The following is a 21,427-nucleotide window of genomic DNA, read 5'->3' as shown; positions in this document are numbered from 1 at the left end:
ATTATTCAATAATTACTTTTTCTAAACATTCTATACTATTTATATATGAAAACCATGAATTGTTACTAATATACTACTATTGCTTTATTTTGTCAATTATATTTATTTTAAAAACTGCCTCTATTCTGCAATATTGACAACTCCTTTACTTATAAATTGTGTCCTTTTCATTAATTACAACTATTTTTCCATTACAAGGTTCAACTACATCCATTATCAATAATCAAAGGAAATAAATATAAAACACTACCAAAATGATCCAATTTAAAGATTTAGAACACACGTCATGACAGAGAGATTTTAAGTAAAAATCCACCCCCAAAATTTATTGTTAAAGTTAAACCTGATATCTTAAATTCTTATAGAATTTATCCAATTAAGTATATTTACGAATATATCCCTATTTGAAATTTCATTGTGAAGAGAATGATACAGTCCTTTCCATAATTTAAAAGTAGCTAGATTAGACGGGGCTTTCTTTATAAATGCCTCACTTGCAACATGTGAAGTGATTTTATCTGAATCACCATGAAAAAGCAGAAGTGGTATATCAAGATTTGAAGCATTATCTATAGCCCATTCACCTGCTTTGTATGCATTCGTAAAAAGTGATGCAGAAACAAAATTATGTACTAATGGATCATTCTTTTGATTTACAGCAATATCCGGATTATGAGATAAATTAGATCCTTCAACTACATTATCCACGATAAATGATGGCCTAATCTTACTCATAAAAAAAGTAAAATATAATTTTATTTTTGATGGATTAGAATATAAACTTAGCCATGGAGCACTTACTATAATTCCAGATATATCTGGACGATATCGAAGTGTATAATTTAGTACTTGATTACCTCCAAAACTATGCCCATATAAAAATATAGGGACTCCATTAAAGTTTCTCTTAGCTATATTCAAAAGCAAAGATATATCTTTCATTAAAGCTTCATAAGAAGGAATATGCCCTCTTTTCCCATCTGATTTCCCATGACCTCTTAAGTCAAATGTTAAAACGGCAAAGTTGCTACTAGCAAAGAAATTCAATAGATCTGTAAACCATCCGCTATGATCCCCCAATCCATGAACTAAGCATACTACTGCTTCTATGCGACCTTCAGGTACAATTTCTCTAAAATATAAATTAATTTTATCATCTGATAAATGAAAAAATTCTCGTTCTATCATTTAAAATCCTCCTATAACGAAATCAAATTCACAGTAAACCTACATGTATTGTCAAAATAATAACATCCTTATTTATTAATGTCTATAATTAATTTTAAATCCTATAAATTTATTATTACTTACTAGTAGTTGACAAAGTGGCCAAAAAACATTATATTTAATGTATAGTATTTCTATCGGACTTATAAGAATAAAAACAAAGAATATTTATCTATTATATGAATAGTATATCTGGCGAATTAAAAGTTGTGAATCTAAACAAAGTAGACTTTGGAAATAATTAATAAGGAGGCAAAAGAGTACCATGAGAATTTTGATAGTTGGTGGGGATAATATCAACATGATAAATTTCCATCTTTGCGAAAAAGGATTTTCTATTGTTAAGCATATAAGTGGAAGGAAAAATAATCATAAATCTGCTGAAATACCTATAAATATAGACATAGTAATAATTTTTATTGATTATGTTAACCACAAATTATCCGAACATATAAAAAAAGAAGCCAAAAGACTTGGTATAAAAACTGTGTACTCAAAAAGAGCTTGGTCTAATATAGAAAGGGTATTAATGTAGAAGTTTACTATGATATTTGCACCTTCCCCCATTAATCCTTATGAAAAACTTAATAGAATTTCAAAAAATTTATATAACTTTCAATATAAATAAACCACCTTTCCTAGTTGTTATTCTTTTAGTTAATTTTAACACTAGATTTGGTGGCATTTTATTTCTATAAAACTTTATTTAAATTCTCTTATTCTCTACCTCTACTTAATTTAATCTCAATTCTGTAGAAAGCAAATGTTACTATTATATTAGCCATGTTTTACATTAATAGTAAATAAATCGTATAATTATAATAACGAATACATAGTTTATATATCATTATTTCATTCTCCTGCTTTCAATCCTGCAATTCTACATTATTTCTTACTTTATTATTGTACTATAATAATTGCTATTGAGCTATTATCTATAGACACATAAAGCAGCATACTAATTATCATTGTCTAAATTATTATAAAGTTTTTCTGCCATTTCTTCAATCAAGTCAGATAACTCTAACTTATCAATCCAATTTTTAGGAATTGATTTAACTCCTAGTTTTGCCCCCATTATATTTCCACAAATAGCTCCAGTGCTGTCACTATCTCCACTATGATTTACTGATAATTTAACAGCCTTTTCAAAATCATCTGGATAAGAAAGTGCACAATAAATGGCAATAGCCAGCGCCTCTTCCCCAATCCATCCCTTTCCAAGCTGTGAAAGTTTTTCTGAATTTGGATTACCATCTTTAGCTAATAGCACTGACATGTTCAATGCATTTAAAATTTCTTCATTTCTGTCCATACTTTTTAATATTTCTATTGCATTTTCAACTGCTTCTTCTATTGTTAAACCAACACATAAATCTGATATTATACTTGATAAAGCACCTGCTGATAGATATCCTGTTGGATGCCCATGGGTAATTGCTGCTAAATCACATCCAAGATCAAAGGCTTTCTTATTTTTATTTATATAATATAATCCAGCCGGAGCAGTCCTCATTACGCCTCCACATCCTTTACTACTATTAATATGATTTTCAATTGTACCAAAATTATTATCTTTAATATTTAGCAAAGACATAATGCAGCTATTTCCTGGGGCTCTTTGTGAGAATAATTCTTTATGCTTAAAAAGTTGTGAATTACATTCTTCAATTAGTTCATTATATTCATCTGAAAGTGCATAACCTTGAGTATAGAGCCATCTTTCATATGAATCAAAAGTGCATTTTTGAATACTCACATCTTCGCCGTTCTTTCTTTTCATTTCTGAATTTAAGATACCTTCAACAGTAAATAGCGTCATTTGTGTATCATCAGAAATTAGAGATCTACCTAAAATTATATTTACTTCTAAATTTTCAATACCATTTATGCCATATTTATCATATATTTCATTGAGGTCCAAAAACTCTATTGGATACCCAAGAGCATCTCCTATGGCACCTCCTAATAAGCAGCCAATAAATTGTTCTCTCATTTTTTCCATAATGCTCTCCTTTTTAGGCACATGAAAGAAAATAACAGGTCCAATTTGCCGTGGATATTTTTCATCAGGCAAGGAGGTAAATTGTCCTCATAGCGGGCCTATTAGGTCAATTTGCCGACGTAGCATGATGGAAAATAGGCCAGCAAATGGACTTGTTATTTTTTGATTGTGCCTTAATACAATTATAACACTCTTTATATGATTAATCATATTTGACATTAATAGTAAATAAATTATATAATTATGATAACGAATACATAATTTATATCTTGAATCTATATATTAAAATATATATCTTTGATTTTATAAAAGGAGCTGATTATGTATGTGCACTGTTGATGAAAAATTAATTATTGATGCTTATGTTGAAGGTGCTTTTGCCACTGAAGATTTGGTTGAATTAGTCGAAAAACAATCAAAGATATTAGATTGTGAAATTTACAGAGGAATATTTATCCCCAATATTGTATTGAAGATTGGAAATGATATCAACAAATATTATTCTACTAAAATTATGTCTTTTTCAAAAAATTTAAATATAGCAAAAGAATTTTCAAACAAATTATCTACTGAAGATTATGTTTTTAATTATTTAAGGAAAGACGGATATAATGTAGATTATTTTTACGAATTAAATGACAATTCTTTTTTTTCTAGAGTAATTATTAGACTTAAAAATCAAAAATCATTTGATTTATATGCTGATTATGAAAATAAAATATATGAACGTGAAAAAGAGGTACTGGTACTTACCGAACCCCTTTATATTCAATCAATTACCACTGAAAATGATACAATTATAATTGATTGTGTTAATGAAGTTGAACTTTCTAAAAGTTATATGATTTATATATAAACAATAATGCAATAGTTAACCAAAATAAGTAACCTGTTGTGTTTTGGTTTCTAAGTAATTTAGATGGGTGATTCTAAGAACATAAGTTGTATCCAAAAATCTTAGGCCATTTAAATTCCTAATGAAACACTCTACACAACATATTACTTATTTCTAATGTATCTATTTACTTAAATTTAGTTATAATTCATTTATACCTATATTTAAATGCATCTGCTCTTAACACTACCAATATGATAAAAAACTATCATTGTATTTTTCATCTTCTTCCTCCTTTCCTTCACTTCATTACTGGAACAAATAACCATTAAATTAATATATTTTTTTCAAATTACTTTACTCTTTAAGAATACTTCTTCTTACATAATCTAAAGCATATATTGATGCCCTTTTCCCTATTTCATCTCTATTTTCTGTAACATAATTTCACCTATTTAATTTAAATAAATTTTCTGACTTTTAAATTCAAATTATGCTTTTCACAAATTTCTGTACATTTTTTAATTTCAGCTTCTCCAATAATATCAACTACAGTTAATCTTACATCCTTTATATATTTTTGACAGCTTGTAGCAAACTTTAATAATGCTTCATAAGATCCAATTCCAAATTTACTTTTTGTAATTTTTAGATACTCTTCAGCATTAGATGCATTTAAACTTATGGATACACTATCAATGTTTTTTGACAGCAGAGGTGCAACTTCTTTTTTATTTATTAAATCACCTAACCCATTTGTATTAATTCTTATATTTACATTACTTCTTTCTTTTAAATAATTAGAAATTTCCAGTATTGCATCTAAACGAATTAATGGTTCCCCATATCCACAAAATATCACTTCTTTGTATTTTGATAAATCATGTTTTTCAAATTCACTTATAACTTCTTGAGCCGTAGGATCAACTTCAAGCCATAAATCATCAAATTCTTTAATTTTATCAGAACTTCTAATACAGAATGAACAAGCACAAGGACATTTATTTGTTAAATTAATATAAATACATTCTGGTATCTCTTCATCTTTTTCATAATTAATATCATTTAATTTGATATAGACACCATTTTTATATGAATATAATATTGCCATATAACTACCTCTTATTTTACTTACTGTAAATTGAGAATAAACTCTAAGAAAATTCGCTTCGCTCATGACCTTTCAATTGACAATTTTCAATGCTCAATTGTCAATTAAGGTTGAAAGCCAAGGCTTTCTTTTAATTTTTTAAGAAAAGCCTACGTCTTTTCATCCTTCGTTGAGCATTTACAATTATTAATTAATTCAAGTTCTATGAATTCCGATACTCTAAAAAAATCTTTATCATCTATCTTTTATTTTTCTACTATTCTTCTTTAATATAGGTAAACGGATCTTTATCATACCATTCTTTTTTATAAGGAAGCGGCTTGTTTTTTGAAATATTTTTGTTAAACTGATTATTTCTAACTTTTCTATCTAATCTTCTTGCAATTTCAAATACACCGGCATACCCCATATAAATATTTGTAGGTCCAAATAGTGGGAGTATAGGCAGACCTTGTTTTGCTGTAATATTATTAATTCCAGCATGAATTACAATTACATCTGGATTTAATTTATTAACAACATTTACCTGTTCAAAAGGCTGCTGAGTTGCTACATTAAATACCACATCTTCTATATTTTCAAGTGCTTCAAATGTTGGTTCTATGAATTTATCTATATGATGCCCTTTAAAACCTACAACTTCCAAACCTAAATCCTGCATTACTTCTGCTGTAGCTACTATTCTTATGGCTCCACCACCTAAATACACCTTTTTCCCTTTAAGGTTTTTTCTAAATGATTCAAGGCTTTTATCAAGTAACTCATCTTCTTTTTTCAAAAATGCTTCTGCTTCCTTTTCTAAATTAAAATGCTTAGCAATATTTAGAACCCAACGTGCTGTATTTTTTCTTCCAATTGGAATTGTATCAATTATAAATGGAATTCCATATTCTTGTTCTATATATTTTATATAATAATCATCATGTGTCCCGCAGATACTTACATTTAGAGAATTTTCTAAAGAATATGCAAAATCTTTTGGTGCAGAATAGCAAGGTAAGAAAGTTACAATTAATCCTATTGCATTTAGCAATCTCTCCAATTCAAGTTCATCCGCTCTGCTCATGGAACCAACATTTAAAATATTTACATGTTTACTTAATAAATATTTTCTTCGTATTTCTTCAAAATCATTTTCTACCAATCGTTTCTCGCGTTCAACATCCTTAAGAAGTTTTTTCATTATGCCATTATACGCTGCATCATATGCCGTCGCCATTACTTTAGTTTTGAATCCTTCGCATGTAACTGGAATTAATGTAGCAGCAACTTCTGATTGTAAATCAGCTAATATACCATCTATATCATCTCCAATTAAGGCCGGAACGCAGCCGCTTACTGCAATAATTACTTCAGGTCTAAATTCCTTATCGGCATGAATAATTGCTGCTCTTAACTTCTCTTCGCCCCCTCCAATTACATCTGATTCGTCTAAATTAGTGCTAAGCCATATTGTTCCTTCAGATTTAGGATCTCTTAATCGCTTAAAGCCTGCCCCTTGTCCTGAGGAACCAGTAGTAGAAGCTCCACAGCCTAAAGGTGAATGCATTACAACAACAGCATTTCTTATAGTATTTAAAATTCCAAGGCTTAATCCATGTTGACATCCATATGTCTGAGAAAAACTGCGATTTGAACCATTCAAGCAGCCCTTGCTTAAACAATTTTGTAAGTCAGCACATGTTCCTCCATATGCAATTCCAGCTTTTAATCTTTCTTCACGAGCTGGTGCAGTGGTACTTAATTCAATTTTCATGTATCTTCTCCTCCCTATCTACCTGTAATTAATGAACTTAGTATATCTTCAGTAAGAGTTAATCCACCATTAGACCCAATATATGATCTATTAAGAACAATTCTATTTGTAATAGGATATGAAACGGTAACTAACGGAGCATTAATACTCGCAGCTAAATCTTTTTCAAATATAGAGCCTATAACTACAACCGGTGTCATAGAATCATAATATCTTTGATTATTATTAGGCTCCCATACATCTCTTAAATACTTTTTAACAGAACTAGTATTTGAATCAAATTTAACTGTGGTTTCTAACCCAGATTCGAATCCTTTAAATTGTTCTATTATTGTGTTTTTCTCATTTTCATTTAGTAGATCTGTAACAACAGCAAGTTCTGGCAGCCATCCTAATTCATCTGATACAAAACGTGATAAAGATGGTGCATAATTAGCATCTCCGACTATAACTGCATATCTTTGTAAATCAGCATCTGTATAAATATCTAAAAATCTTTCAAAATAATCATAATAAATATTTCTTTCATTTTCTAATGCTTTATCTATTACTTTTTTTGATATATTTAAATGTTTTCCTATTTTTCTTATAAAGTTTTCTGTTTGAATGTATCCTATAGGAATTTGAGCTGTTATATATGGAATGTTATGAATTTCTTCATAAGCTGCTGCAGCTTTCTTTCCGTATATTTCCGAGAGAACAATATTAAAACTTGCATTGGCAGATTCCTTAATATCGTTTAAATTCTCCCCTTCTCCAAACAATGTATTAGCCTTTATTCCAATAAGTCCAAGAAGTCGTTTTATTTCTTTTAAGTTACCTTTCCAAAATATATCTTGTCCAGGTACAATTCCTAATATATTTACCTGCTTTTTATTTTTTTCTTCTTGTGGCCTTATATATTGCTTTATTAATCCTTCCAAAAGAAGATCATATCCATAATAAGAATTTCCTTTAAAACTTGGTGTTGAAACTGCTACAACAGGTTTCTCTGCTCCAGCAAAATCTTTTACAACTGATTCCGCATCATCACCAATCATTTCTACCATACAGCCTGTTACAACAACATATATATCTCCATCCATTATTTCAAGTGTGCTTTCTATCTGCTCCTTTAATCTATCTTCCCCACCAAAGACAATATGCTTTTCTGTTACATTTGTACTTGGCAGTGAAGTTGCTCCACAATATCCCCCGCCTAGATAAGCTGAACCTGCATTAGTTGCACTATGCAAATTATGACCACAGCCAGAAGATGCATGTATTATAGGTATTGCTCTTGGAATAGCTCTAAGAGTAGACAATGCGCCTCCTAATGCACATGAATATCGTGGTCTTTCAACAAAATTGCTCATATTTCCTCCAATCTGCTATTTAGCTAATTAATATTTTCTAATTTAGAATTCTATTTTATCTACTCTGTCAAAAAGATCCGTAGACAGATATCTTTCACCTGTATCTGGTAATAGCACTACTATATTTTTCCCTGCAAATTCAAGACGTTTAGCAATCTGAGTAGCTGCAAATGCTGCTGCACCAGATGAAAACCCAACCAATAATCCTTCGGTTCTAGCTAAATCTTGTGCTGTTTCTATTGCTTCTTCATTTCTAACCTTATATATTTCATCAATATTTTCGAATTTTACTAATTGAGGAATAAAGTTTGCTCCTATTCCTTGTATTTTGTGTGGTCCAGGTGCTCCTCCAGATAAAGCCGCTGAATCATATGGTTCAACTGCAAATATCTTTATATTTGGATTTTTTTTCTTTAGGGTTTCACTTACACCTGTGATTGTTCCTCCTGTCCCTACTCCCGCTACAAAAGCTGCTATATCACCGTCTAAATCATTCCAAATTTCAACTGCCGTTGTTTCTTCATGTATTTTAGGATTAATTTCATTAACAAATTGCCCCGGAGTAAATGAATTTTCAATTTGAAACGACAATTCCTCTGCCTTTCTTATTGCCCCTTTCATTCCATCCTTAGCTGGTGTTAATATTAATTCTACATTTAATGCTTTTAATAATTTTTTACGTTCATCACTCATACTTTCAGGCATAGTTATAATAATATGATATCCTTTTGCTGCTGCTACAAATGCTAGTCCTATTCCTGTATTTCCACTAGTTGGTTCAATAATTACAGTATCCTTATTTAGTAATCCTTTTTTTTCTGCATCGTCTATCATTGCTAAAGCAATACGGTCTTTAACTGAACTTAAAGGATTAAAATACTCTAGTTTAGCAATTAAATTACCTCTTATTTTCTTTTCCTTATTATAATCAGTCAGCTGTAATAATGGTGTATTTCCTACTAATTCTGTTAATTTTATAGCAAGTCTCCCCACATTTCATCACTCCTATATAAATATTTGCTAAAAGACTCTTATTATAAAGTTTACTATCTTATATTTTTTAATGATTTATGTCCATCACTTCTTTTGTAATACTCTATTATTATTTTCAATGCTTCATCAAGTTTTAAACTAACTGCGAAAACAGATATATTATTCTTACCTAATTGCCTTTCTGAGCCATGTCCACATTCAAAACACAGAACACATCTACAATCAGAAATAGCTTCTACTTTCTTTTGTATTGCCTGACCATTGTGTTCACCACAAGAATATCCACAACCTCCCTCTCCACAGCTTGTACTTATATTGCTATTGTTATCATTTTGACTTTCTTCTACTATTCTTTCTCCTAAGTTTTCATATGTTCCATCATCATTAATTCTTATTATTATGAAAGAATCTGATGTTCCAAAATGTTTATCTATATTTATCCCATCTGTTGAAGCAACTGCAATATTGTAGCTCATTAATATTTACATCCCCTTACTCATTTATTTTAATTGTTCTAATTACTTCAAAGTAAAAATTCTATTGATTCTTAATTCATTTTCATTTAACACTCAAATTCATTAAAATTTAATATATTAAGAAGTCACTCCCCATACCCATACTAGAAGTATCAAAAAAAACTGTGTTTTTAAATAATAAAAACACAGCCTCTAGCTTTCTAGTCAACTATTTTGCAGCCTATATTCTATTTTAGCCGTGTGAAAAAGTTTCTACTACTTCTTTATCATACAGTAAAGAATGTATGTCTTCTCCTCTGCCTGGTACTCCACAAGCGTCTGCTCTACAATGCTTACAATGTCTAAACACTTCTAAATATTCGCCTGCTTCCTCTCTTACCTTTTCCACTAAATCACAATCTGGTGCTTGTATATGTGAAAGTTCATTTTGTGGTATTAACGGAATTATATTTAATAGTGAAGCTCCTAAATTCTTTGTAACCCTAGCAATTTCCTTTATATGCTCATCATTAATTCCTGGAATTAATACAGAATTTATCTTTATTACAATTCCTAATTCATTTGCCTTCTTAATTCCCTTGAGTTGACCATCAATTAACTTTTTAGCTCCTTCAATACCTATTAGCTTGTCTCCATTTTCATCAATTACATATGAAACAATATCCTTTAATATTTCAGGATCCACCGCATTAACTGTAACTGTTAGAGTTTCAACTCCAGCTTCCTTTAATCTATCTGCTTTTTCATATAATCTTAGTCCATTTGTACTTAAACAATTTATAAGTTCCGGATGATTCTGCTTTGCTAATTTAAAGGTTTCAATTGCAAAATCTGTTGCAAGAGTATCTCCCGGACCAGCTATTCCAACTACTCTAATATCAGGACAGAGATCTAAGGCTTTATTTAAAATGTCAACTGTTTCTTCAGGAGAAAGTAATAATGAACTTACTCCTGGTCTTACTTCTGATTTATTAAATCCCCTCTTACAGAACTTACATTGAATATTACACGTTGGACTAACAGGTAAATGTATTCTTCCATATTTATGATGGGCACCTTTACTAAAGCATGGATGAGTTTTAGCTAAATGATCAAAATTATTATCATGTTTATGTATTCCTACCACCATAATACACCTCCCTTACTATTAACTTTTACGCATCTAATAATCCATGTTCAGATAATATATCTTCTAATCTTTCTTGTGTCATTGGTTTTGGTATTACGAATAATTGATTTTCTTCTATTTTTTTAGCTAATGCTCTATATTCATCAGCTTGCTTTGCTTCTGGTTCAAATTCAATAACTGTTTTCTTTCTTATCTCTGCTCTTTGTACTACATTGTCCCTTGGAACAAAATGTATTAATTGTGTTCCAAGTTCCTTAGCGAAGGCTTCTAAAAGTTCTAATTCTCCATCAACATTTCTACTGTTACAGATTATTCCCCCAAGTCTTACTCCACCTTTTAGTGCATATTTTTGAATTCCTTTTGATATATTATTTGCAGCATATAATGCCATCATTTCCCCTGATGCTACAATATATATTTCTTGTGCCTTTCCTTCCCTAATTGGCATAGCAAATCCACCGCAAACAACATCTCCAAGTACATCGTAAAATACATAGTCTAAGTCTTCAGTGTAAGCCCCTAATCTTTCAAGTAATCCAATCGATGTAATTATACCTCTTCCTGCACATCCAACTCCTGGCTCTGGTCCTCCTGATTCAACGCATTTAGTGTTACCAAATCCAATTTTTACAACTGCATCTAAATCTATATCCTCTCCTTCTTCTCTTAATGTATCTAATACTGTCTTTTGAGCTAATCCTCCTAACAACAATCTAGTTGAATCTGCCTTAGGATCACACCCTACAACTAAAACCCTCTTACCAATCTCTGCAAGCCCTGCTGTTAAATTTTGTGTTGTTGTTGATTTCCCTATTCCACCTTTTCCATATATAGCTACTTGTCTTAATCTCTTTTCTCCCATTTTTAACACTCCAATTCATTAAATTTAAAAAAAATAAAAGGCTAAGTTTTTCTTTAGATATTAAAGAAAAACTTAGCCTCCAGATTTCTGGTCAACTATTTATTATAAAAAAGATATTTGTTTTATAATCACATTATATTTATATGTTTACTGTGACTTTATTATAATATCGTTATTCTATAATGTCAATATCTCTTTGCCAAAAAGGATCACACTATAGATTATTACTTTGCTTTTCTAAATCTTTTTAATATTAAAATAACAACAACTCCTAATACTACAATACTTCCAAGTATTATTCCAATATATTTTATTGAAATACAATCTCCACATTTATTATCTTCTGACATTTTTGAATTTAGTGCATTTGTGTTAATTGTTTTAGACAAAATAGCACTGTCTTTTTCAGGAGCATCTGTACTTGCCGCTTTTTGAAGATTAGCTGCTTCTTCATCTGTTGCTTCTTTTAAACTAATTACATCAAGTACCTTATACTCTACACCCTGTTCTCCTCCAACTGATCCCTTAGTCTCTCCACTAAATGCTCCTGTAACAGTTACTGCCATATGATCCTCTTTTTTAGAAGCCTTAATAAGATCATAAGCAAGTTTTTGACCCTCTGTCCCATCGAGAGCTTTAGTATCTGTAAAGAATTTTCCGTTAAAATAATAAAAATTATAGCTTCCATCAGACTGCTTAACTGCAATTCCATATCCACCCTTAATGCAACCATCCATAAGTTTACACATCTTTTTATCTTTTCCTGGATCATCCTTTTCTTTTATAAAACAATGCTCATCAATTATATATCCTGTCAATATCACTGTTTCATAATTGTCTGCTGCCTTAGTTACTGTCCCTGTAGTATATGAAAGCAATACAAATACAATTGAAACAATAACAATTTTTAAAATATATAAATCAGTTCTTTTTGTTATCATGTAGATCCCCCCATTAATTTTCACAAAAAGCACTTTGAATTAATTAAATCTCTTAAGCACTATTGAATATATATCTTCTATTAGTTTTAATGCACCTTCATATCCAACATAAGTACTATTAACTATCAACCTTTCTTTTATTGGCCATGAAATGTTGAGATAGTGCCCATCCAATTCTTTTGCCAACCTATTTTCCCAGCTGCTTCCTACTATAAACGGAATTCCAAAGAAATCTTCCTTCTTTATTTCATCCCTAATTACGTATCCATCTGTTTCAAAAGCAACTTCTGCCTTTATGTTATCATTTAACTCTTCAAATTCAGCCTTAATGCTATCTCTATATTTTTCTGGTGCATCATCTGTTATATATTGCTTAGTCGGTATTAAACCAAGATCATTAACAAAGAATTTAGTTAATGCTATTGAATATTGTGAGTCTGATACTACTGCAAATCTTTTTGACATTGATCTAGTTTCAAGAAGTACATCTGCAAAACGTTCAATATAATAATAGTAATCATCCTCTTCTTCCTTTATAATATTCTCTATTCTTTCTTTATCAATTTTTGCGAATTCTCCAACTTTTCTTAAAAACTTTCCACTTTCAACTGCACCTATTGGTAATACAGGATAATGTAAAAATGGTGTTCCAAACTTACTTTCTAGAAGTTTCACATTATCTAAATCAACCCAAGGTGATACAAGTAAATTAAACTCTGCTGATGTAATTTTATTTATATTTTCAAGTCCTCTTTTATTACCAAAGATTGTATTTGGTTTCAACCCAAGTTTAGCAACTAGTTTTTCCAAAGCCCGTAAATTTCCAAGCCAAAATGGATCATGTTGTGGAACTCCCGCCCAAATGTTTACAAGTCCTTTTTCTATCTTATCTGCCGGCTTTAAATATTGCTCTATTATTGCTTCAATAACCCATTCATGTCCACGATAATTATTACCTTTGAATCCAGGTGTTGAAGCAAAAATCACCGGCTTACCAATCTCAGCAAATTTTTTGCTAATTTCCCCTGCATCATCACCAACAATCTCTGGTGTACAACCAGTTATTACAATAAATAAATCTGCATCTATTACTTGCAATGCATTTTCTATAGTACTTTGGAGTTTCTTTTCCCCACCAAATACAACTTCCTTTTCACTTAAATCCGTACAAGGAAATATGTGTGGTGAAAAGTAGCCTGAACCACCAATATTTTCTGACACTTTTGCTGCACATCCTGGCCCTGAGTGAAGAATTGGTATTGTTCTAGTTATTGCATGTATTGTCTGAATACCACCTAAAGCACATTTGTATCTAGGCTGATCTAATATTTTTGACATTTTATCATTCAACCCCTTCCATAAATTTATAATTATTCTGTTCAAACCACCACTTTGTATATGGTAACTTAACCCTGGCTGCTAAATTCTTTTCAAAACTTCTATTTGTTACAGTATTTAAAATTGTTTGAGCAAAGCTCAATGTATTTTTGTAACCAAACATCATATATTCATCAACTACACAAATTGATGGAATCCCCTGCTTAATTGCCCAAACTGTACTTCCTGTATGGCGACACAAATATAAGTCAGGTTTATATTTATCTAAAATATTTAGTATTTCATGATTCTGTAATTCTGTAACGCTTAATTGGTAACTTCCAGGTGTATTCTTTTCTAAATAATCAACGGCTACTGGTAATTTTCCATTATCATGACGTTGATCATAATGCCATGAAGCATGCCATACTATTTCTAAACCTAATTCTTGTATTACACGAGCAACCTCAAATCCAAAGCCTGGCCCCATTGCTAACACAACTCTTAATCCTTTTAATTTTTTCTTTATTTCTTCTATTTTAAAAATATACATATCTCTTTGTTCCCTTATATAATCCTCAACCTCTTTACCTTTATCAATTACTCTTCCAATTTCCCTAAGCCATGTTTCAAACCCTATAATTCCTGATGGACTCAAAGTATTAACATACGGTACTCCATATTCTTGTTCTAAACCATTTCCAAGATAAGTACCTAAACTTCCACATATGCTTACTGTTGCAAGAGATTCAGAAAGCCTGCTTAATTCTTCGATAGTAGAATTTCTATATAAAAACAATGGTTCTACACCAAAGTTAGAAAATATTTCAATGATTTCTTTTCTTTGACCTTCGCAAAAATTTTTAAAGTTTATTACATTACGTTTTTGCTTGGGTGGTTTTACAATTGCTTTAAGCACTGCATGGTCTGCAATTTCAAATCCTGATCCCCATATATGAGATTTAAATCCTTCACAATGTGCTCCTACAACAGGTACTGGTACTTCTTTTTGAATTTGATCAATTATACTATCAATATCTTCACCTATTATTCCTGAAACACAAGAAGTTGTAATAAAAATAGCTTTTGGTTTATATCTTTCATAACTTATCAAAGCTGTTTTTATTAATGAATCACCTGCGCCAAATACCATATCATTTTCATTTAAATCAGTTCCTATTAAAGCAGTATTTGTTGTAACACCTCTCTTTTCTGCAAGTAATCTTCCAGTATCCTCTATTGTAGGAGCAAGAGCAGTACAGCCTGCTGGTGCATGATTTATAACAAGTACATCTCTAATTCCAGAAATTTGTGAAATAGCACAACCTGCTAAACATGCACTTGCTTGTGAATAACATCTGCTTTTTCCTTTTAGTTTTCCGCATTTTGATTTATTTACTATATCGTGTAGATCTCCAACATATGCAGTTATAGAACCCAAGCGTTCCTCTCTTGCTGCTACAGTTGATCGTTGAATATTAATTTCCATAAAGCACACTCCCCCATTCTAATATTTAGAAAAAATAAAACATCTCATCCTTTATATTTCCATAAAAATAAGGCAGAATTTATTTTTTAATAAATTCCGCCTCTGGCTTACCAGTCAGCTTTTTCTTTGAAATCATTTTATCGTTGTATTTCTTCTTTCCAAATAAATGCCTTTTTTTCTACGTAATTCAAAATGTAATTTATAGTTACCCCAAGTATTGCCATAATCAATATCACAGAGTACATTGCTGGAGTTTTAAAATTAGCTTGATAAAAATACAATGCATACCCTAAGCCTTTATTAGCTCCAAGCATTTCAGCTGCAACTAAAACTAAAATTGATGTAGTAGCACTTATTCTTATACCTGTAAATATAGAAGGTAATGCTCCTGGAAAAATAACTTTTATGAATAAATCCTTATTAGAAATCCCCATGGATCTTGCTCCTTTAATAATTAGAGGATCTACATTTTTAACACCATTTATAGTATTAAGTATTACTGACCATAAAACTCCCCAAAAAATAACTGCAATCTTTGATACTTCCCCTATTCCAAAAATAAGAACAAAAACTGGAAGTATTGAAAGTACTGAAAGATTTCTAAAAGTTTGAATTAATGGATCTATAAACCTCTCAAATTTTTTAAACCATCCTATTAATAGGCCTAAAGGAATTGCAAATGCTAATCCTAAGAAAAAACCAGCTAATGACCTTAAAAGACTTATTTCTATATGTTTCAGTAATTCTCCAGTTCCAATAAGTCTTATAAGCTCCTTAATTACCGTTGTAAAAGATGGTAAAAATATTGGATTTACTAACTTTAAGCTTGAAACAATCTGCCATAATATTAAAAATAAAACTATAGATAAATAACTGTATAATTTAGTACCTATCTTCTTGATAACATTTAATATAGATATGTTTGTATAAACCTTTTTTGCTTTTGGTTCTACTTCTATCTTTTTAATAATGTTTAATGACAATATCTCCACCTCACTTATTAGGATCATAATCTTTTGGAACAAAATCATTGGTATAAATTTCATCTTCAGTCACATCTCCATGTTTCCAAAGCCCTACATCTTCAGCAATTGTATACCATTCATGAATATATTTAGGATTTACATTTTTTTCATCATCATACCAAAACACACTTAAATCATCTGGTTCTAGCTTCAAATATTTAGCTACTATTTTCTTTGCTTCATCTTGATGTGTATTAATCCATAATCTTGCTTTGTACATGGCATTAACAAAACCTTGAACCTGCCGTGGATGCTCTTTAATGAAATCCTCTGTAAATCCTCTACATGAAAGTCCTGCACCTGGCGAATGTAATATATCCCAGCTGGTTGCAATTTGTCTAACTCCTCCAGCTGCAAGAGCTTTTCCTGCATAAGGCGGATGTGATGTAGTCACTTGAACTAAACCTTGACTTAAAGATTGTTCTTGTTGTCCTGCTGTTGCTAAAGTCACCCAATCTATATCACCAGAAATCCCCTTCTGATTTAAATAATATTTCAAATACCCATCAGTACAAGGAGCAGTTCCTGTCATTGCTACCTTCTTCCCAACAATTTGATCTAATGAGGTTATAGGACTATTATTTTGTACTAAGTATCTAACATGTGGAAAATCAGGATTATCAACCATACCAGGTGCAACTATTTTCACTTTAACACCAGCAAGTCTTGCTTGGGCTACATTAGGTGGATGGCTTCCTACAAAAGCATCATTAACCCCTTGCTCCAGAAGTTGAAATTCAGTAACTCCTTGCCCCAAAACTCCAGTGTACTCAATCTTAATTCCTTCATCCTTAAAAAAACCAAGTTCATCTGCAACATTAATCTCATTAAATCCAGTTTGTGTAACTACTCTAATTGGAACTAATTCATCTGAAGAAGCTTCAGTTGTTTTAGATACATTGCAGCCAATTAACGAAATTGTCAGGCTTAAAGTCATGAATATAGATATTATTTTTGCTTTTCTTTTCATTTTTATCACCCATATCCTTAATATTTAAAATTTTCTCAAGTACTTTTCTATACTACTGCAGATTTTGCTATTTTAATATTTGACTCTTTATCTGCTATTTTTTCATAAGGCTGTTCTTTTCTTTCTTCTAGTTCAGTACTTTGAAGAAGTTCCCATACATGATTTCTAATTCTGCTGTAATCTTCAGAACTTCTCATGTCTGCATTTGTTCTAGGCCTTGGAAGCTCAATTTCTACCACCTTTCTTATAGTTCCAGGATTTTTTGTAAGCACTACAACTCTATCTGCAAGTAAAACGGCCTCCTCAATACTGTGTGTAACAAATATAATTGTCTTATTTGTCTTTTCCCAAATTCTCAATAATTCATCCTGAAGAGTTTCTCTTGTCTGAGCATCTACTGCTGCAAAAGGTTCATCCATAAGCAATACTTCTGGTTCATAGGCGAGGGATCTAGCAATTGCAACCCTTTGTCTCATACCTCCTGAAAGTTCGTGGGGATATCTTTCTTCAAAACCTTTAAGACCTACAAGCTCCAAATATTCCCGACTTATTCTAGCTCGTTCTTTTTTAGGAATTTTCTTTAATTCTAATCCAAATTCAACATTCTTTCTTATGGTTCTCCATGGAAATAATGCATATCCCTGCATTACAAATCCTCTATCTAAGGCTGGTCCTGAAATTTCTTTTCCATCTATAAAAATTTTTCCTGAATTTGCTTTTGATAGGCCTGAGATAATATCTAACAATGTAGATTTACCACAACCACTAGGTCCTACTATTGAAACAAATTCTCCTTTGTTGATAGATAAACTAAAATCCTTTATTGCCGTAAATTTTTCCCTTTTAGCATTTTCCTTTGTTCTAATGTAATAAATTTGGCTTAAGCCCTCTAGTACAATTTTGGCATTACTTTCTTTAACAACATTTTCTAATATCATTTTTGCTCCTCCCAAATTTAAATATTATTTATAAAAATTGGAGACTTAATGAATATCTTAAAATTTAAGACATTCATTAAGTCTCCAATAGCTATGGTCAACCTTTCAGTTTCAGAATTATAAAATTTTATATCATACTATTCTTATGAATTTTATATGATTTATGTGTTAAAAACATATTATTACCATTTGCCTTCTTTGTCAATATATATTTAGAAATTTTTTCAAGTATTTTTAACTCCAATAAGGCAGTACCTCTGCAAAAGAATTTTTATAGAACGAATCTTCATTTAAACCATCCGATAATATTCCCAGGGACTTTTGTATTTTTATATATGCTTTTAGATTATCCTCAGCAACCTTTACACTAGGCATCCACATATATTGTTTTATTTCTTGAGAATTTTCCTCATAACTGCCATTTATATATCCATCATCTATAGAATTTTTTATACACTCATCACTATTTTCCTCAATCTTATTGGCACCTTTAATCCATGCACGTAAAATTGCCGCTGCCTTTTCTGGATCGTTATCTGAAAGTTCTTTTGAAATACCAGCAAAAGCTATATAAATATATTCATTTCCATGATGGCTATGGCCAATCATAGAAGACATATCCATACCATCCCCTTTAAATAAGGTCTTAAATTCAGAATTATTTTCCTTATCCCCATATAATATAATTCCATCAACACTTCCTGATTTCAAAGAGTCTTTTAATTTATCTTTACTCAAATATGTCCAAGTTATATCTTTAGAAAAATCTATATTATATTTATCAAATAAATTTTTAGCAGCAAGCATAGATCCCCCTCCCCTATCTTCAATTCCTATTTTTTTATTTTTTAATCCCTCTATTGTATCTATTCCACTTTCAGCTTTAGTCAAAATTTCTATAGCTCTAGATTGTAGTCCAGCACCTACTTTTATCTTTGCACCATCTTCAATACTTTTTAGTATTTTATAATCACAAGTGCCTCCATCTACGATTTTATTATTTATATCATTTACAAAATCTTCTGGTTTAACTTTCACAAGTTCTACATCTAATCCTTCTTCTTTAAAATATCCTTTTTCAAATGCAGTTATTAAAGGCAACTCTGTATTGATTCCATAATATGCAAGTTTAACCTTGTTATTTTCATAATTTTCTTTGCATCCCGTAATAAAAAGACTTATATAAAAAACTACAAGCAGTATAACTGTACCTAATTTACAACTCTTTAGCATAATACGCCTCCCTAATTATCAATAATTGCTATTTATGATTCCTTGCTCTTCGAAAATCACAAATTTTTTCTCAATCAAAGACATAATATAATCTACTACAAGTGCTGATATTGCAATTATTAATACTACAGCATACATTTCTGCAATTTTAAAATTCTGTTGACTATATATAATTAAATATCCAAGACCTGATTTTGCTCCCATCATTTCTGCTGCTGTGAGCATTAATAAGGAATATCCTGCTGCAAGTCTTAAACCATTAAATATTCCTGGTGCTGACGCAGGTAATATAATTTTAATAAACATTAAAACTCTGCCAAGGCCAAAAGTTTTTCCCATTTTTAATATCTGCGGATTTATATTGTTTATTCCAGAAATAGTACTAAAAATTATTGGCCAAAGACATGTCCAAACTAATATTGATATTTTAGAAAACTCACCTATTCCTAGAAATATTAATATTAAGTGAAACATTAAAAATGGATTAATCTGTGAACATATTTCAAGAAGCATATTAAGTGCTAATTTCAGTTCCTTAAACCACCCTCCAAGAAGTAAACCTATTGGAATACCTATCAATGCAGCTATAATAAAGCCAGACATAGCTCTAAAGATGCTTATCCTAAAATTAACTATAAATTCTCCAGTTCTAATCATTTTGATTATAGTTTCTACTACTTTAGAAAAAGGCGGTAAGAAAATCGGACTTATTAATTTTAGTTGAGTTGTAATTTCCCATATTATTATGAGTGCAATAATTAAAACATACTTATTAAAAAATCTATTTATATAACCAAACATTTCTTCACCACCTATTCAACAGTTACAGTTGCATTTTTAGGATTATTTTGATAATTATATGCATTATTAATTTCTATTCCACCCTGTATTAAAATAAAAAGAAAAACCAAAATTATACAAGAAATCTGCAACTTACTTACCCTTTTAACTTTCCTTGTAGAATTACTGTCAAATATTTCTACATCCTCTTTCCAAAACATTAATCTTTTCTTCAGAGACACAAAAAATAAATTTAGTAATACACTTATTAATACAATGCATATTCCAGCTGCATAAAAACGTGGAATTAAGAAGTTCATTCCAGCGTTATGAATAATATAACCGAGACCTGCGGTGGATCCAGTCATTTCTGCCGCAGTTAATATGAAAAAGGACATTTGAACCCCTTCTCTTATACCTTGAAAGATTGAAGGTATAGTTGCTGGTACAATTACTTTAGAAAATAATTTTGTTCTCGATATATCCATTGAATTAGCCTGTTTTATAAGCATTGGATCAACATTTTTTGCTGCAGAAATTGTATAAAACATCATTGGCCAAACTGAAGTCCAAATTACTATACCTATTTTAGCTATTTCACCTACACCTAGAAAAACAATAAATAATGGAAAAATGGAATAAGGATTAATTTGTATAAAAAATCGCAATAATGGAATTAATTTATCACTAAATTTAGGAAAGAAAAATCCTAAAGTTAATCCTGATAAAATACTTATAAATATTGATATTGTAAGACCTATAGTAATCCTCCATATGCTCACCATTACATTCATAAATAGATAATTTCCATCGCTAAGAGAAAATAGTTCCAGCAAAATTCTAGATAAAGGTGGTAAATAGTTAGAATTTACTGTTCCTATTTGTGGCAGTACTTGCCAAAGAACTAAAATTATAATTACAACTGTATATTTAAATAATTTTTCTGCTATAGTGTTCTTTATGACTTCTAAATTTTCCATGGGTT

General features: G+C 30.5%; 20 protein-coding genes. 2 read left to right on the top strand and 18 right to left on the bottom strand.

The annotated features are described in order from the left end of the window. Positions 1 to 351: 351 nt before the first annotated feature. Positions 352 to 1,188, bottom strand: a complete 837-nt coding sequence (locus tag L3B98_RS03265) for an alpha/beta hydrolase (RefSeq protein ID WP_238915591.1) — start codon at positions 1,186 to 1,188, stop codon at positions 352 to 354. Positions 1,189 to 1,492: 304 nt separating this feature from the next. On the opposite strand from L3B98_RS03265, the gene L3B98_RS03260 reads away from it, so the two are divergent. Further along, positions 1,493 to 1,762: a DUF2325 domain-containing protein gene (locus tag L3B98_RS03260; protein WP_238915590.1), complete on the top strand. Its 270-nt coding sequence runs from the start codon at positions 1,493 to 1,495 to the stop codon at positions 1,760 to 1,762. A gap of 423 nt (positions 1,763 to 2,185) precedes the next feature. Here L3B98_RS03260 and L3B98_RS03255 read toward each other — a convergent pair whose 3' ends face one another. Continuing rightward, on the bottom strand, positions 2,186 to 3,232 hold the full coding sequence (locus L3B98_RS03255; protein ID WP_238915589.1) for an ADP-ribosylglycohydrolase family protein: 1,047 nt from the start codon (positions 3,230 to 3,232) through the stop codon (positions 2,186 to 2,188). A gap of 325 nt (positions 3,233 to 3,557) precedes the next feature. On the opposite strand from L3B98_RS03255, the gene L3B98_RS03250 reads away from it, so the two are divergent. Next, positions 3,558 to 4,088 (top strand): hypothetical protein, encoded by a 531-nt coding sequence (locus L3B98_RS03250; RefSeq protein WP_238915588.1) that lies wholly within the window; start codon positions 3,558 to 3,560, stop codon positions 4,086 to 4,088. 439 nt (positions 4,089 to 4,527) lie between these two features. On the opposite strand, the gene L3B98_RS03245 is transcribed toward L3B98_RS03250, so the two are convergent. The 16 genes from L3B98_RS03245 to L3B98_RS03170 all read right to left on the bottom strand — a co-directional run bounded on the left by L3B98_RS03245 (position 4,528) and on the right by L3B98_RS03170 (position 21,422). Further along, complete coding sequence (locus L3B98_RS03245) at positions 4,528 to 5,178, bottom strand: TIGR04100 family radical SAM protein (protein WP_238915587.1); 651 nt, start codon at positions 5,176 to 5,178, stop codon at positions 4,528 to 4,530. 256 nt (positions 5,179 to 5,434) lie between these two features. Next, on the bottom strand, positions 5,435 to 6,934 hold the full coding sequence (locus L3B98_RS03240; protein WP_238915586.1) for a nitrogenase component 1: 1,500 nt from the start codon (positions 6,932 to 6,934) through the stop codon (positions 5,435 to 5,437). A gap of 14 nt (positions 6,935 to 6,948) precedes the next feature. Further along, positions 6,949 to 8,289, bottom strand: a complete 1,341-nt coding sequence (locus tag L3B98_RS03235; protein WP_238915585.1) for a nitrogenase component 1 — start codon at positions 8,287 to 8,289, stop codon at positions 6,949 to 6,951. A gap of 42 nt (positions 8,290 to 8,331) precedes the next feature. Next, positions 8,332 to 9,282, bottom strand: a complete 951-nt coding sequence (gene cysK, locus L3B98_RS03230) for a cysteine synthase A (protein ID WP_238915584.1) — start codon at positions 9,280 to 9,282, stop codon at positions 8,332 to 8,334. Positions 9,283 to 9,335: 53 nt separating this feature from the next. Beyond that, positions 9,336 to 9,758: a NifB/NifX family molybdenum-iron cluster-binding protein gene (locus L3B98_RS03225; RefSeq protein ID WP_238915583.1), complete on the bottom strand. Its 423-nt coding sequence runs from the start codon at positions 9,756 to 9,758 to the stop codon at positions 9,336 to 9,338. A 232-nt stretch (positions 9,759 to 9,990) separates the two neighbouring features. Further along, positions 9,991 to 10,887 (bottom strand): radical SAM protein, encoded by an 897-nt coding sequence (locus L3B98_RS03220; RefSeq protein ID WP_238915582.1) that lies wholly within the window; start codon positions 10,885 to 10,887, stop codon positions 9,991 to 9,993. 25 nt (positions 10,888 to 10,912) lie between these two features. Then, a complete protein-coding gene (gene nifH / locus L3B98_RS03215; protein ID WP_238915581.1) occupies positions 10,913 to 11,749 on the bottom strand; it encodes a nitrogenase iron protein in 837 nt (278 codons plus the stop codon). Between the two features lie 224 nt (positions 11,750 to 11,973). Then, complete coding sequence (locus L3B98_RS03210; RefSeq protein ID WP_238915580.1) at positions 11,974 to 12,690, bottom strand: hypothetical protein; 717 nt, start codon at positions 12,688 to 12,690, stop codon at positions 11,974 to 11,976. A gap of 39 nt (positions 12,691 to 12,729) precedes the next feature. Beyond that, on the bottom strand, positions 12,730 to 14,028 hold the full coding sequence (locus L3B98_RS03205; protein WP_238915579.1) for a nitrogenase component 1: 1,299 nt from the start codon (positions 14,026 to 14,028) through the stop codon (positions 12,730 to 12,732). 4 nt (positions 14,029 to 14,032) lie between these two features. After that, positions 14,033 to 15,496 carry a nitrogenase component 1 gene (locus L3B98_RS03200; protein WP_238915578.1) on the bottom strand — a complete coding sequence of 488 codons (1,464 nt, stop codon included), beginning with the start codon at positions 15,494 to 15,496 and terminating at the stop codon, positions 14,033 to 14,035. A 137-nt stretch (positions 15,497 to 15,633) separates the two neighbouring features. Beyond that, entirely contained in the window at positions 15,634 to 16,479 is an 846-nt protein-coding gene (locus L3B98_RS03195; RefSeq protein WP_238915577.1) for an ABC transporter permease, read from the bottom strand. Between the two features lie 10 nt (positions 16,480 to 16,489). Next, on the bottom strand, positions 16,490 to 17,491 hold the full coding sequence (locus tag L3B98_RS03190) for an ABC transporter substrate-binding protein (RefSeq protein WP_238915576.1): 1,002 nt from the start codon (positions 17,489 to 17,491) through the stop codon (positions 16,490 to 16,492). 47 nt (positions 17,492 to 17,538) lie between these two features. Next, the gene (locus L3B98_RS03185) at positions 17,539 to 18,429 is read right to left on the bottom strand and encodes an ABC transporter ATP-binding protein (protein ID WP_238915575.1); all 891 of its coding nucleotides are present in this window, start codon (positions 18,427 to 18,429) and stop codon (positions 17,539 to 17,541) included. Between the two features lie 234 nt (positions 18,430 to 18,663). After that, positions 18,664 to 19,662 (bottom strand): ABC transporter substrate-binding protein, encoded by a 999-nt coding sequence (locus L3B98_RS03180; protein ID WP_238915574.1) that lies wholly within the window; start codon positions 19,660 to 19,662, stop codon positions 18,664 to 18,666. Between the two features lie 18 nt (positions 19,663 to 19,680). Continuing rightward, entirely contained in the window at positions 19,681 to 20,463 is a 783-nt protein-coding gene (locus tag L3B98_RS03175) for an ABC transporter permease (RefSeq protein ID WP_238915573.1), read from the bottom strand. A gap of 11 nt (positions 20,464 to 20,474) precedes the next feature. Then, positions 20,475 to 21,422: an ABC transporter permease gene (locus L3B98_RS03170; RefSeq protein WP_238915572.1), complete on the bottom strand. Its 948-nt coding sequence runs from the start codon at positions 21,420 to 21,422 to the stop codon at positions 20,475 to 20,477. Between the last annotated feature and the right edge of the window lie 5 nt (positions 21,423 to 21,427).

It is taken from the genome of Clostridium sp. YIM B02555 (assembly GCF_022320955.1).
GTDB lineage: Bacteria > Bacillota > Clostridia > Clostridiales > Clostridiaceae > Clostridium > Clostridium saccharoperbutylacetonicum.
This window is presented reverse-complemented; position numbering and strand designations above follow the sequence as displayed.

Bases quoted from the DNA above. Each gene is read 5' to 3' on its own strand.
- L3B98_RS03185 (WP_238915575.1), bottom strand. From the start codon at position 18,429: ATGATATTAGAAAATGTTGTTAAAGAAAGTAATGCCAAAATTGTACTA.
- L3B98_RS03245 (WP_238915587.1), bottom strand. From the start codon at position 5,178: ATGGCAATATTATATTCATATAAAAATGGTGTCTATATCAAATTAAAT.
- L3B98_RS03255 (WP_238915589.1), bottom strand. From the start codon at position 3,232: ATGGAAAAAATGAGAGAACAATTTATTGGCTGCTTATTAGGAGGTGCC.
- L3B98_RS03220 (WP_238915582.1), bottom strand. From the start codon at position 10,887: ATGGTGGTAGGAATACATAAACATGATAATAATTTTGATCATTTAGCT.
- L3B98_RS03175 (WP_238915573.1), bottom strand. From the start codon at position 20,463: ATGTTTGGTTATATAAATAGATTTTTTAATAAGTATGTTTTAATTATT.
- L3B98_RS03250 (WP_238915588.1), top strand. From the start codon at position 3,558: ATGTGCACTGTTGATGAAAAATTAATTATTGATGCTTATGTTGAAGGT.
- L3B98_RS03170 (WP_238915572.1), bottom strand. From the start codon at position 21,422: ATGGAAAATTTAGAAGTCATAAAGAACACTATAGCAGAAAAATTATTT.
- L3B98_RS03235 (WP_238915585.1), bottom strand. From the start codon at position 8,289: ATGAGCAATTTTGTTGAAAGACCACGATATTCATGTGCATTAGGAGGC.
- nifH (WP_238915581.1), bottom strand. From the start codon at position 11,749: ATGGGAGAAAAGAGATTAAGACAAGTAGCTATATATGGAAAAGGTGGA.
- L3B98_RS03210 (WP_238915580.1), bottom strand. From the start codon at position 12,690: ATGATAACAAAAAGAACTGATTTATATATTTTAAAAATTGTTATTGTT.
- L3B98_RS03240 (WP_238915586.1), bottom strand. From the start codon at position 6,934: ATGAAAATTGAATTAAGTACCACTGCACCAGCTCGTGAAGAAAGATTA.
- L3B98_RS03200 (WP_238915578.1), bottom strand. From the start codon at position 15,496: ATGGAAATTAATATTCAACGATCAACTGTAGCAGCAAGAGAGGAACGC.
- L3B98_RS03180 (WP_238915574.1), bottom strand. From the start codon at position 19,662: ATGCTAAAGAGTTGTAAATTAGGTACAGTTATACTGCTTGTAGTTTTT.
- L3B98_RS03225 (WP_238915583.1), bottom strand. From the start codon at position 9,758: ATGAGCTACAATATTGCAGTTGCTTCAACAGATGGGATAAATATAGAT.
- L3B98_RS03265 (WP_238915591.1), bottom strand. From the start codon at position 1,188: ATGATAGAACGAGAATTTTTTCATTTATCAGATGATAAAATTAATTTA.
- L3B98_RS03260 (WP_238915590.1), top strand. From the start codon at position 1,493: ATGAGAATTTTGATAGTTGGTGGGGATAATATCAACATGATAAATTTC.
- L3B98_RS03190 (WP_238915576.1), bottom strand. From the start codon at position 17,491: ATGAAAAGAAAAGCAAAAATAATATCTATATTCATGACTTTAAGCCTG.
- L3B98_RS03205 (WP_238915579.1), bottom strand. From the start codon at position 14,028: ATGTCAAAAATATTAGATCAGCCTAGATACAAATGTGCTTTAGGTGGT.